Annotated in this window: 11 protein-coding genes and 1 CRISPR repeat array; all 11 genes read right to left on the minus strand. The window is 34.0% G+C overall.

Annotation, left to right across the window (positions count from 1 at the left end; genetic code table 11):
* Positions 1-230 precede the first annotated feature (230 nt).
* A complete protein-coding gene (locus J3U36_RS00285) occupies positions 231-413 on the minus strand; it encodes a hypothetical protein (protein WP_267379332.1) in 183 nt (60 codons plus the stop codon).
* A 470-nt stretch (positions 414-883) separates the two neighbouring features.
* Positions 884-1,278: a CRISPR direct-repeat array (repeat unit 29 nt; unit sequence CGGTTTATCCCTGTGTATACAGGGAACAC).
* Between the two features lie 424 nt (positions 1,279-1,702).
* The gene (locus J3U36_RS00290; RefSeq protein WP_267379329.1) at positions 1,703-2,395 is read right to left on the minus strand and encodes an XRE family transcriptional regulator; all 693 of its coding nucleotides are present in this window, start codon (positions 2,393-2,395) and stop codon (positions 1,703-1,705) included.
* A gap of 101 nt (positions 2,396-2,496) precedes the next feature.
* The gene (gene tssE, locus J3U36_RS00295; protein WP_065557844.1) at positions 2,497-2,922 is read right to left on the minus strand and encodes a type VI secretion system baseplate subunit TssE; all 426 of its coding nucleotides are present in this window, start codon (positions 2,920-2,922) and stop codon (positions 2,497-2,499) included.
* Positions 2,923-3,438, minus strand: coding sequence for a type VI secretion system lipoprotein TssJ (tssJ, locus tag J3U36_RS00300; protein WP_267379321.1), 516 nt, complete (start codon positions 3,436-3,438; stop codon positions 2,923-2,925).
* A gap of 2 nt (positions 3,439-3,440) precedes the next feature.
* Positions 3,441-4,502 (minus strand): type VI secretion system baseplate subunit TssG, encoded by a 1,062-nt coding sequence (tssG, locus tag J3U36_RS00305; RefSeq protein WP_065557842.1) that lies wholly within the window; start codon positions 4,500-4,502, stop codon positions 3,441-3,443.
* On the minus strand, positions 4,466-6,229 hold the full coding sequence (tssF, locus tag J3U36_RS00310; protein ID WP_065557841.1) for a type VI secretion system baseplate subunit TssF: 1,764 nt from the start codon (positions 6,227-6,229) through the stop codon (positions 4,466-4,468). Before tssF ends, tssG begins: the two co-directional genes overlap by 37 nt.
* 87 nt (positions 6,230-6,316) lie before the next feature.
* Positions 6,317-7,927 (minus strand): type VI secretion system protein TssA, encoded by a 1,611-nt coding sequence (gene tssA / locus J3U36_RS00315; RefSeq protein ID WP_267379315.1) that lies wholly within the window; start codon positions 7,925-7,927, stop codon positions 6,317-6,319.
* A gap of 20 nt (positions 7,928-7,947) precedes the next feature.
* Positions 7,948-11,280 (minus strand): ImcF-related family protein, encoded by a 3,333-nt coding sequence (locus tag J3U36_RS00320; RefSeq protein WP_267379312.1) that lies wholly within the window; start codon positions 11,278-11,280, stop codon positions 7,948-7,950.
* Positions 11,267-12,502 (minus strand): hypothetical protein, encoded by a 1,236-nt coding sequence (locus J3U36_RS00325; RefSeq protein WP_267379309.1) that lies wholly within the window; start codon positions 12,500-12,502, stop codon positions 11,267-11,269. The genes J3U36_RS00320 and J3U36_RS00325 overlap by 14 nt, the downstream gene beginning before the upstream one ends.
* Complete coding sequence (locus tag J3U36_RS00330; protein ID WP_218837303.1) at positions 12,502-12,774, minus strand: PAAR domain-containing protein; 273 nt, start codon at positions 12,772-12,774, stop codon at positions 12,502-12,504. Before J3U36_RS00330 ends, J3U36_RS00325 begins: the two co-directional genes overlap by 1 nt.
* A 157-nt stretch (positions 12,775-12,931) precedes the next feature.
* Positions 12,932-13,759, minus strand: coding sequence for a DUF6708 domain-containing protein (locus tag J3U36_RS00335; protein ID WP_267379305.1), 828 nt, complete (start codon positions 13,757-13,759; stop codon positions 12,932-12,934).
* Positions 13,760-13,780 lie beyond the last annotated feature (21 nt).

Below are 13,780 nucleotides of genomic sequence, written 5' to 3' on the forward strand. Positions count from 1 at the left end.
ATTTTATTTGATAAAATAAAAAACAGACACTTATATCTTAGCTAAAATTAGTGAAATAGTAAGTAATTTATTCTTAAAAATTCACATTAATTTTATGAGGTAGCAGGTTGTTCGTTGCTACTTAATAAACTTAAATAATTAAAAACCAACAACCGTACAATTATGTCCCTTCAATATTAAAGTAGCCTCAATCAAGAGGCTTTTATTGTATTAGAAATTAATTTTTACTTTTATTTTTTTTTAGTTCTGTTAAAGTATTCATCAATAGATTTTCTAGCGACGCTTGATGCGAAATCATTTAAAAAAGCATCAAACCCTCCTTGAAGATTTATAAATTTTAACATAGCGGCAGTACCGTGCAGGGTCATGCCGTTTTCACAGATTACTTGTAAACTACAACTTTTTTCTTTCATAAATTATCTCTCTAAAAAATTAATATTTTATTACATTTAAAATAGTTAAAGTGTAATGTTGATCATAAATTGTTTTTATAAGAATATATAATATATAGAGCCTATTAATTATTTTCACTGTGTTTATTGACTGCCTCAGTATCGAGACCTATAATCAATTTATAGTGCGATTCTATACGTTTGGATCAAACATAAATGTACTTATGAAAAAATTATATTCATTTTATAATTCTTACTGATTTTCATATTCAGCAAAAAATTTCAATTCTGCTAAAATTCATTTAATAAATTAGTACAAATCAAACTAACCTTAACTACTAAGTATTATTATGGTTGTGATTACTTATTTAATAATACATCCGAGTATTTTTTTCAGTAAATGGGGATTTGAACTAAGGAAAATATTTAATAGCTCCTCTCGCATTAAATGAGAACAAGTAATGCTAGAATAGATTCAGTCACTATAAATCCGGTTTATCCCTGTGTATACAGGGAACACTGTTTTAAACGGGAAAAAATTAATACCCGTAACGGTTTATCCCTGTGTATACAGGGAACACACTCTATTAAATATGTTACCTAAATGTCACAGCAGTTTATCCCTGTGTATACAGGGAACACTACATTGTTGCAAAAACATCATCGTTAACCGCCGGTTTATCCCTGTGTATACAGGGAACACACTGCGTCTGCATATTCTTGTTGACTGATTAACGGTTTATCCCTGTGTATACAGGGAACACAATGGCAATTTTTTTCATGCTCATTTAAAACCCGGTTTATCCCTGTGTATACAGGGAACACAACATTTGATTGCCAACGTCTGTGCAAATTGTCGGTTTATCCCTGTGTATACAGGGAACACTCTAATTATAACCTATTGTTTATTAAATAAAATAGGAGCATGTAAAATTCTACCGGCTTTTTGTTGTTTTTTTAGGCACTTTGTTTCAAGACGAATTTTAAATTTAATTTGAATTTTATCAAATAGTTACCTATATTTAAAACGATTTTTTAATGGCGCACACTTTTATAATTTTTCAGCGCACCGACCAATTTTGTTGACTACATCAAATCTTATTTTTTGGTGTTTGATTTTGACGAACTATTCAATATTGATTTTGCCTTTGCGTGTTTGCTTTATTCGGCTTATGCCGAATGTTATAACCATTAACTGTCCTGGCAAACGTTGTAAAAATAACAGAAAAAGTAGTTAAGAGTTTAAACAAAGTATTACATATTAGATTTTTTAAAAAATGATTAACCTCGTATTTATTAAAAACACTCATTTAATCCAACTCAAATGCGCAATGAAAAACTTTACCAATAATTTTTATTTTTTCTGAATCTTCTATTTCATCGGGATATTCCAACGAATTGTAAGAGACTATCCTAATTCTATTATTCGACAATCTGTATAAACGTCTTAGTCTACAGAAATCAGATTGACATATTGCGTAAACAGAACCATCATTTATTTGCTGCTTGCCTTTATTAACTGCAACAATAGCGCCCTTAGGTATAACTGGCTTCATTCCATTATCGTTAACGAGAAAACAGAATATATTATTCTCGTCTATATTTTGTTTTATTAATAAAGATCGGGAAAATCTCAATTGTTCCTTTTTATAATTGGGGTTGATTGTTTGTGCTTCATTATTTATAGCTAGCTCGATTGATTTATATAAAACAACTTCGACTTCGCTATCGTTTAAGTTAGTACTGATATCGGACGTTTTAGAATTGTTATTATTCAGTTTGTATTTTGAAACGCCATTAGATTCCATTGCTCCTTTATTATACCGTAGCCAGTTGATATCCACCCTTAAGATATGTGCCAATAAATCGAGCTCTTTTGGCTTGTTGGTTCCGTTTTCCCATTTAGAAACCGCTGCCCTTGAAATGTTACCCATTTTTTTTCCGATCTCTGCCTGGCTCAATCCCCGTTTACATCTAGCTATTTTTATTCGTTCTCCAAGCATTTTTACTCCGATATGCTGTTCATTGTTAACACAGATATAAACGGTTTATTTTTATTTTATTATTAACTAATTTGTTATGCTTTTTATTTATCTATCCTTCATTAATTTCGAGCTGTTTTTTTGGTATATCTTAATTGTGCTTTACCATCGGGCATAAAATAAGTACCGTATTTGACTAGTCCACCTTCTTTAAAATAACAGACTAATTCATAGCTAAGCACCATAGAATCTTTATTTTTCTCATCAATATTGATATTTATTGATTCAAGTCGTGGCTCATAAATGAGTAATGTTTGTTCTATGGCTCTCATTAATACGTAAGCTGATGACGGTAATGCCTGAAAGATAGTGGACATGTCCGGTAGCCCATAATCAGGCATATGGTTGATAGCCCCTGCCCGACTATTTAAAATACGCTCGATATTATCCATTACACTTATAATGGTTTGTTCATTTTCGGCTATTTCATCTATCGGGATACCAGACTCAAAATAGCCATATAAGATGTCATATAATGAAGCACTCATTTACTTTTCTTCCACAAGTTTAATGCTATATTGGCTCGCGATAATTTCGCGTGGTTCAGTGATATAAAGATCGCCTCGTTCCAATACTATTCGCCAACTGTTATCTTTTAGATTTGGTTCTTTGAAAAGCGCTATCACGCCTACTACATCTGCTTTTTTATCAAATGGTGTATCAATTGAAATAGATGTATCGGGTTTTAGTACAACTTCTTTGCTTTCAATGAGTGATTCTTGTAATATTTCGCTGTCATTATCAACGAGTTCCTGATAAGAAGCAGCGTTAAAATTATCAGCATCTTTTAATTGATAAATTCGGATCACAACGGGTGATGAGCGTCCATCATCATCTGTATTTAATTCAGCCCTTGCTTTTAGATCTAAATGTAATGTTCTGACATTCCATTTAAAGACAGAATCCGTGATTTCAACCGCTGTTTCACTTACACTCTGAGCTATACCACAACCCATTAGCGAAATGATTAATAAACTAGCAAGTAATGTTTTCATTATTCTCATTTTTAGTCCCTTGATTGATATACTTGATAATCAACACCAGAATAGCTACCCAAATTCACTTTGATTTCGTCTTCAACAGGTTGATTATTTTCGTCAGTTTTATTAAATGAAGCAGTTAATCCTAATCTGCTATTTCTTGATTTTAGTTGGCTTCTTGGTAGAAAAATTCGCTTAATACACAGCGTTATTTTGGCATCTACACGATAGCCTAAATAAGCCCGTAATAAAGCTAAAATATCATGAAATAATTGTCCGTCGGGCAATAGCTCAGCAATTTGATGTTCGTGTTGAGGCGTGATAACAAGATGAATACTTTGATTACACTCTTTAAAACGTGAACCCAATGCAGCACCACCATCTAATCCGATTCGATGTGGCCCTTGACCGCCTAATTTTGCTGGATAATCAATTGACTGCCAAATAGGATAAAATTCGCTTACACTCACTTGAGCATCATCGACCATCACACGCACTAATCCGATAATGCCTTCTGCTGTACGTGTTTTTTGAGACATTAATCCTAATAATGCAAAACATCGAGATAGTGGCGTACCTATTTGTTCAATAGTACCTTTTACACCTAATCCTATTAAACCAGACAAACATTTTGATACTGGATCACGCCCACCACTTAAATAACATGCTGGATAATGATACTTCAACCAAATACGATAAAATTGAGTAATGACCCGATGATTGAACATATCCAAAAAATCAGTCATCGATTGATAATTTTCGTCTCGCCGAATAATCTTATCAAGCAAACCAAGCGGTAATACAGCATCAACCCCATACAACCCTAAAAAACGTGTTCTAACTGTTGTTGGACGATTTATGTAGGGTGCTTTTTCTATATATTTCAGTTCACTTGCTGGGAAAGACATATCCACCGAAGGTGCAAAACGCAACGGATCTGCAGCTGGTGATTCGCTTTTACCCAATATAGGCTCGTCTGCATATAACTGTTCAAGTAACTGACAAAAACGATAAAAATTAATTTTTGGCAGTTGCTTTTCAAGCATCTGCATTAAAGGGCTGTTTTCGATGTTTTGCTCTGGTTCCATACAATTTTATTTCCTGTAGGTAGACTAATAATAACCAATTGTGTAAATAGATTAACATCGGCATATAAAGCAAAAAACTGATGTAATAATTCGCCGAACAGCATTACATCACCTTCCCCGGTAAATTGAAAACTATTGATAGTGACTTCTATTTCAATACCTCGTTGCAGCATACCTTTAACTGTGCGTTTAATCATTCGATGAGAAACTTCAACGATACCTTCTAAGCGTCTACGATTAAGTTCGTTATCTGTCCAATCATATAATGCGAGTGTTCCACGTAGAACTTCAGCATTCATTAGTGACAAATAATTCGGGGCAAGATGCGAAAGAACACGCCAATAAAAGCGATCCTCAGTTGGTGGATAGCAAGGTATTGTTGGAGAACAAAGATTTCGTACTTTAGCAATATTACCATTTGAGTCAGAAAGATCATGAATTCGAGCATTACGTAAAGCTTTACGAGGTAACATACCATTAGTACCTGTTATACGTAACGATAAAGTCTCGGTTTCGAGCATTTCGTTTTTATCCCAAATTTTACCGCCCAAAATCAGCCATGTGTCATGTAAACCGGAAGCACCTCTTCTCACTCGTGTATGATAATACCTTTCTGGCGCATCATGACGTAACATACCTCCACGGTGTTTAAAACTCGTGAATGGAACATATCGATAACGTCCATCACGCGTAATAGCTTCTACATGTTCAACAGAATAAACTTCAACATGCCCATCTTGGCGTAATAAAGGTCGAAGTAAATATTCGCTTTCTAGCTGATTTACCACAATTGGATCGGCTTCCATATCAAACAAGTTGATGACTGGCACGCAATGCAAACGAATATTATCATCGCCAAAAGGCATATCGGTTGGCCATGATTGATTGAGTGTCAATTCAATATCAATATAAGTACATGCTTCTGATATATTGCTTGTTTTTAAACCATGCAAGTCAACAAACATAAATTTTTCACGAAATGCAAAATATTCTAGTAAAAGTTGATAGCCAGAAAATGCATTATCTGGTTTTAACCATAAGCGATCGTCTTCGCTGAATCCAACGGGGGTAATATGACCATTTAACGAAACTCTTGTTTCAGGATCATCAGAGTAACGAACGTGAATTGAGCCAACTTTCTGCGTTAAAACATGATGTAGTGTTGATGCGATGGGGGCATCTGCATTTAAATAAAGGCGTAAACATGATAAATCCAACTGTTCAAAGTCTGCCAGTTCAGTAATACTCAACCGAATAGTAATCATGCTACGACCATCATGGCTTAGCCCTAATCTAGCTTGACTTATTTTAATAGGTCGTAAAGTGACGTCTTGTGTTGTTCTAAATGGACACCGTGTACCGACATGCCCCAATGGCTCAGATTGCACTTGCAATCCCTTTGGAATGACTTCTTCACGTGATAATGTCGTATAATTTGGCGTTAGTTCCACGATCGATAATGATGGGATCAGTCGTAAATAGTGAGGCCAAAGTAATGTCACTAAACTTTCCGTTAATTCGGGTAAGTCATCATCAATTTTTTGACGTAAACGACCAGTTAGAAAGGCAAACCCTTCAAATAAACGCTCTACATAAGGATCACGATCACCGACACGATCTAAGTTTAACAAACTAGCTCTATCAGGATGTATTTTGGCGAATTCTTTTCCTGCTTCTCGCAAATACCGCATTTCTGATTCGTAATAGCGTAAAATTAAATCATCCATTTTTCATCTCTTTATTTTTTTGTATATTCTGTTTAGTAATATCGTTATTGAAACTAACTACCCCATAAATAAGGTGCTTGATTAACGCTACATAACACTTAATGCTCTAGCTGGATCGAGTTGCATTAATTCGTGCTGTAACAAATCAATTTTTTCTGAAAGCTCGGGTTTAAAGCCATCTTTCAGTTGATTTTTTTGCTTCATTAGTTTTAATAAAAAACGTTTAACATCAAATATTAATTCTGGTTCCCACTGTAAAAGTGTCATTGTTTGCTGCTGACTATTGAGACCAAGCAATAATTTCATAGCGATATCTTGTTTACCCATTTGCTCAGCGACTCTTGCTTGCGTATATTGCAGCAAATAACGTTGTTTAGGTGAGCGTAAAGTAGGTAAATGTTGCAACCACTGAAATGCCTTTTCAATACTTTCACTATGCGCCAATTCTAACGCTTGTTTTTCAATTTCATTCCAATCGTTTTCGCCAGAAATCGAAATTGGTTCAATACTGTCACCTTCATCTAAATGATGAATGCGCGCATTGGTTGCAATCCAATTGAGCGTTTCATCATCGGCAAACGGTGTGCCATTATCGAATGAAAGCCGTTCTATGCCGTTTAATCTTTCAAGCATCAACCCAATATCCGTTAAAAATATGTCTGCCCAAGCTTGATGAGGTGCACCCATTTTCTGTAATGCCATTACTGTTGCTCGTTGTAAATCAAGCCAAAAATGGTTCGCACCTTCCATAAAAGCCGCTTCCACCCGTTCAAAAAGCTCTGACCATTGTTGTTGGATGATTAAACGACTAATATTTTGTTTAAGTTCTGCTCTTGGTGCAGGTAAACGAGTTCGTCCTCGATGATCTGCTGGAGGTAAATCGACAATGGTATCCCAGCGTAATATTCGTAAAAAACGACCTGCAGCAAGATAGCCTTCTGGCTTTTCTCTTAAAAATGCAGCCATTTTGCGAGCTTGATCAAGTAAGTCTCGTTGTGAACCAATTTTAGCATCCGATAGTTTAGGAAAAGATTCTGGCATTGATTCAGAAACAGGCATAGAAGATGATGCGTTTTCTGGTTGAGTACTTTTAACGGGTTGCTTTAAATTATTGCTAAAAAAGTGAACAAGCGCAGAAAGATCTGGTGCTTCAAGCTTCTGCTCTGGAGTTTCGCCAACAAACAACGTTTGACAAATACTATCGATCTGATTTAGCGCTAAAATAATTCGCGAAAGACACTCTTCTGAAATTGGCTGTAATTGGGTAAGCGGCTCAAGAAACCTTGCATTTGCTAGCCATTCTATCGCATTTTTACGAATATTATGCCGTGAAGGGTAAACAGAGGTTCCAAATTTTTCAAGCAAACCTGCTAATATTTCAACACCGTCGGCATAACCATTGGCGCCATCAATATGTAATCGAGCCAAACAATAATAAGTAACAACACGTACATCTTTGCTATTCTTCTTTAAGATATTTTCACTTTCCGTCGCGACTAACTCGTAATCAATTCCGGAAAGTTTAGCGATTTCTTCTTTTATTTCCTGAAAAGTATCGTGGTAAGTTAAATCTTCACCCGTTGGTTTATCAAGACTAATTGGCTCTAGCCAATCTGCCCACTGTAAACTTAGATTTTTTTTAGCTGATTCACTTGAATCTTGCGATCCAAATAAACGGTTTAACAATTGGCTAAACATAATAATCTTCCATCATATAATTAATTTTCAAAAACTCTATTCGGTAATGTAAAGTTACGCAATTTTAATAACGTTAGTGGTCCTTGCCCCAACTGTGTACGTAAAATATATCGTAATCTACCTTCCTCAGATACTTTCCAAACCAGCTCATAGCGACTTGAATCAAGTGGTTTAACTGATGCTTTTTCAAGTAGTCTAATCAAAGACCAATCACCATTGAAATAATCATAGAGTTTTAATCCTGTTTCATCAGAACTCCAACTTAACTGTGAATAAGGTGAATAACCATCACCAGGCCAATTGAATCGTTGCCAAGTTGGTGCTTGGTTATAATATTCTAATTTTTGTTTATTAATGATTAATTCAGTTCGGACAATATTATTGCCACTGCGTGGCATTAGATCAAAGGCTAAACTAACATCACCTGATGTGATTAATTCAGATGATAAATCGTTAAATAACTCCAATGCGTTGATAAATTTCGGTGAAAAATTAAGTCCTTGAGCGTTCACCGTATTAACAACCCATCTGCCCCCTTTCTTTTCTAAGACGCCACCTAATTCATTTATAATAAAATTGTCGATAATGCCTGTATCACTACGTAAAAAACGAGCAAGTTCAGCAAACGACGCTTCGTTTTCACTATTTTTGAAAGGATAACGACCCGCAAATGACTTTTCCCATTGATGCACAATATAATTTTGCCAAATTTCGTTAAAACTTTCAGTCGCTGGGGTCAATACGACCTGCCACGATTGCTCAAGCGGTTGCTTAAATAAACTATGTCCAAATCCAGACCATTCATTACCTAAATTAGCGGCAATTAAATTTCCGTAATCTCGTGTTTCGGTCAAGTCAACTGACGTGCCTTTAAATACACTTTTAGCAAGTCCTTGCATCATTGCTTTAGGATCTGCGCTATTGGTCACATTTTGCAATTTTAAGCGGACTTGTGTGACTCGTGAAAGATAGGTTTGTAATGAAAGATTATTATTTTCATTTTTGATTAAGTTCACGATAGGTGAAAAAGTTTCTGTTAAAGGTCCTGAAGCCTCATTATTTGCTAAAGGAATAACAGATTGATTCTTTTTGCCTATGATTTGCTGTGCAGTACGAATTAAATTATCGGACAGTCCATCGCCAGAATAATCAACTTCAGACTGATATTTAACGACATTAATTAATGCAATCAAAGGGGATTGACGATTATCAGCCAATAAAGTCAATTGCTCAATAACATCAGACACATTATTAGCTGGTTGCCATTGAATATTATTTAAAAAATACGCCCAAGATGCTCCATATTCACTAAAATAACGATCTTTTAATTGCTGTCTTAACACATCGGGGGATATTGAAGCAATTAAATTGCTTTGGCTATCTTCGCCCAATACCCAGTCAATTTGCTCTTTACGTGATTTAGCTGCGCTATTAATTTCATTTTTAATAGTATCTTCCCATGCTTTACGGGTAAAAATACCGGGAACTTCAACATCATTAATAAAGAGAATATTACTATCAATTCCTTCAAGTAATTGATTTAAATTTTGATTGGTATATTGTTGACTTGCACGCTGAATAATATCTTGATAAAGCGTGTTAACGGCATTTTGAACACCAATTTTATTAATCAATATTTTTTGTATACCATTGACCAAACGTTTGTCTTCTTGAAGCGCCCAGTCTGGCTTACTTTTTAATACTTGTCCCCAAAAACGGACCAGATCTGGCATTAATCGTTGCCAATCACCATCACTAATACCTTCTGGTGCTCGCCATTTTTGTGAAGCGAACTGACTTAAATAAATACCATCACTTTTATCCGGATGACTTAACATTAAATAAGCCTTTAAAAAATCATAAGCTGAATCGGCTAATTTTAAACGCTCTGGACTATCTGGTGGTAGCTCTGTTAGCAAGGTTAAATAATCTGTCATTAGATTATGAAACGGAGTGGCAATATTTCTAGAATTGGTCACTCGATAAGAAAGCCACAAATTTTCTAAAAGCTCATTATTATGATTCAAACCAAATCGATAGCTAAATGGCGCACCGTGTTGTTTACGATAAAGTAACTGCTCAATACGTTGTTGTAATTCAAATTGGTTTTGTAATTTGGTTGTTAAGTCTTGTTGAATCGAACTATCCGCATTTTTTACTAATTTAATACTATCGTTGATAAGGGTTGAATTTCGGAAATACGAGTTTAAAACACCTAAACCAAGCAACGTAGACACACCAAGTAAAAAGATGCAAGACACCATTCCCCAACGAATGCCCATACGTTTTCCTAACTGTGCATTGGCATCATCACTAATTGATTGCCAAGTTGGGGTCATCACTAAATAGTTATCAAAATTTAATTCTTCATTTTCTGAAAAGACTTGATGAGGTACAAAAAATAGCCCTCGAACATAAGGTGAATACGGAAAAGCGGTAAACATTCCCAAATAACGCTTAATGTGTTCAATATCACCTTTAGTTAATTTTTGACTTATTTTTAATAAAAAATCGTGAGTAATTGAGCCTTTAACTTGTTGCATTCCACGTATACAACACTCTTGGGACAATTGATACAATGACGTGTCGATTGATTGCAACGATTCTTGATTTAATGATGGGAAAATGACGCCTACACTTTGTTCGATACGACCTACTTGATGCCATTCACTATTTTGTGGCGCAACTAAATAGAGCGGAGCAGACCACTTCAATAATTTGTCACGTGCTTCTATTTGCTGTAAAGCTTTTTCAATCAACACTTGCTGTTGACGATTACTGTCAAGATAATATTTAGGCATTACCCATATAATGGCATTCAACGGTTTAGCCGCAAAAGGAATACAGCGAGAAAAACGTTTTTTTAATGCCAATAACCAAGATGTATCAAGCTCATGTTCAATATCACCACCATAAACCATTAACGTTTTATCACATAATTGCCATTTATCGTCTTGTAAATTAGGGAATACGGACTCGACATCAGTATATGATCCAATAACAAGACACTTTCTAATTTTATAACGCCAAAAAAGACCATGACGATGACGCATAAATTTGACTGGTTCCACAAAAGAATCAGTAACGCTTTCTTTTTTTTGTTTTTTGTTATCAATATCAATATTCGTTTTATCTCCACGCTGAAAATCCAATTCCATCACTTTATGTGATAACAAATTAATAAGTCCATGGAAATGAGATAGGAATAACGCAAAAATGATAACTAATAAAGACGCGATAACTTTTTCGGTATTCCATACAAGAAATGAAAAATTATCCTGCCAAATCAAAACAACAATAATCATTGCAACAATTAGCAACAAAAACATCCAAATAAGTTTATAGTTTTTCATTTTTTTCACTTCTCTTATTATTTTCTTCTGGCAAACACGATACAACTGAGGCAGTAACATAAGGAGAACCTAATATTACTAATTGTTTATTTTTTGATTGAACTATATTTTCAATAGCCAAAGCAAGGTTTAACCAATAGGAACATAACCCAGCATTACCTATTGAATTTTCTACATCTAAAACATCTTTTGGTTCAAATCTGATTTCATTAAAATAATTCATGATGTCGTTTTTTATATCTGTGGTCATACAGTTACACCAAACAATATCATATGGAGCAGCAATATCGCTGCTCCACAATAAAGCATTATCAATAGTATTATTTAATACATTAGTTTGTTCACTACGATGGACTTTAACACCTGATTTACTAATATCAGAGGCATAACAATTTTTATCTACATTTTCACCAGCTAACAATAACATTGAAATGAATTCACCTTCATTTTTAACTGGAGTTTGAAACATATGACTACTAATGACTAACAATAATTCATTATCATGCTGACTGTTATCTAACCACGATTCTATAAATGTAGAAGAATTTTTTGGCTCTTCAATTTTAAAGCTGGCAGGGTCATTGATAATTTTTCCCAAAGTTTCAGACCATAAAACCTCCATTTTATTTTCTTCCAATTCCGATTCAAAAAATAACCTTACATGAATATTGATGTTACTATTTAAAGTCAAAAATTTAACCTTAAATTTTGCTTTCCATTGTTCAAATACTGATTTCAAAAAGTTATAATTACTATCATTGTTTTTGTAATCATTTATTAAAGATGTGTAAGCAATAACAGCACCATCATTACCATATTGTTTCGCGATCATCTGAAAACTTTTATTTTTTAATGCACGAACATTTTCGGTATTACCTTGTTGCGTGACAAGCGCATGTTCTAAAACATACAACCCTCTTTGTCCATATTTGATTAACTGTTGCTTTCGGCGTTCACGATGTAAATTCCATTCTTTATTATAATTTTTACGGTAACCATGAAAATAAATACCATTTAAAAATATAAGCAACCAAGCAAAAAAAGGAAATAAAAAGAAACCTGATATAAATAAATTATTTGGGATATTGTAAAAAAAACTCAGCACAAAGGTAATTATACTTCCGCACAAAATGAACCCAACAAGCAATATAACCCAAAACCAACGATTTATTTTTTTAACTTCTGGTTTTGGTTTTGGTAGTAATGTTAAATCCACTGGCATTAAGCTTTCCCAACCTTAGATACTGATGAAATTAAAGAACAACCACAAGCAGTTTTATGACCATCCAAAGCAATACATTTACCTTGATCTGTAAAACTTGATTCTCCTTCAATGATAGGATTAACCCCATGATTCTTTATAGGACAGCTAACTAAATCTCCTACTCGAGCTACAGGCTTACCTAAAACAATCATTGTCGATGAGGCAGTTATGACTTTTCCCCCATGATCAGTTGAGTCACCTAAACGAATGACCCCTATTAAATTGCTCACTTTTTCATTTCCTTTATTATTTCCTTACTCTTTTAACATATTTTAACCCATCTTGTAATGAAAATTAATATTTTTTTAATTTTTATATAGTTTAAGAAATTTATTGTTTAAATACTTTTATAAATATTCTTTAACTTTAATTCTCGATATTCGGGGATTATTTGTTTTTTTCTTTATATTCAGCATCTATTTGTAGATAAGCTTCAACTGAGCCAGCTTTGGATTTTCTATCTATCTCTTCAGGCCATTTTATTTTGATAAACCATTCAAATCCTGATTCTATGATGAGTTCATTATTTAAATTTGTATCGGAAAACATCATATAACTATTTAACCACATCCATTCATCGTAGTTTAAACTGTTATCTATGGATAATATAAAATGATCGACCACTATAGTTGTATTTGGTTTACATACTAAACATTCTATACGGTAACTTCTAAGAATACCTCCGCTGGGAATCGGTGTTGAGACCGAACTTACTACACCTTGGATATTTGCCCAATCAAACTCTTTAATGCTTATCTCTTTAGATTTAAATGGTGAACGAATAAAGGTTGCCCATGAACCGAAATATAGAATAAAATGGTCATAGATATATACCTTACCAGTTTTACGGTTAAAACGTACAGGGCAATCTTCAGGAGCCAACAGTGTAGTAATAAAAACTTGAATTAATATTTGGTTACAAATCAAAAATAAAAAAAATAAAAAAATAAATAATGCTTTATATTTATTAAAGTGAAATATTGCATGGATTTGAATAATCAATCCCGAAATTGCTATCAATAGACATATGAAATAAATAATAATAAAAATTAAACGAAATAAGCATCTCATCCCAGTTAGGCGTCTTGATAATTCACAATAATCATCATTGATAATACGTAACTTTTTATTAGTTAACTGTAACTGGGTCGTATAAATCCCTTTGTGCAGATCTTCACGCCAACAGGAGACTTGAGGTTGGTACTTAGAGGGCATTCTTACGATCTCCTTTTTCAT

It is taken from the genome of Gilliamella sp. B3817 (assembly GCF_026536705.1).
Classification (GTDB): domain Bacteria; phylum Pseudomonadota; class Gammaproteobacteria; order Enterobacterales; family Orbaceae; genus Gilliamella; species Gilliamella apicola_I.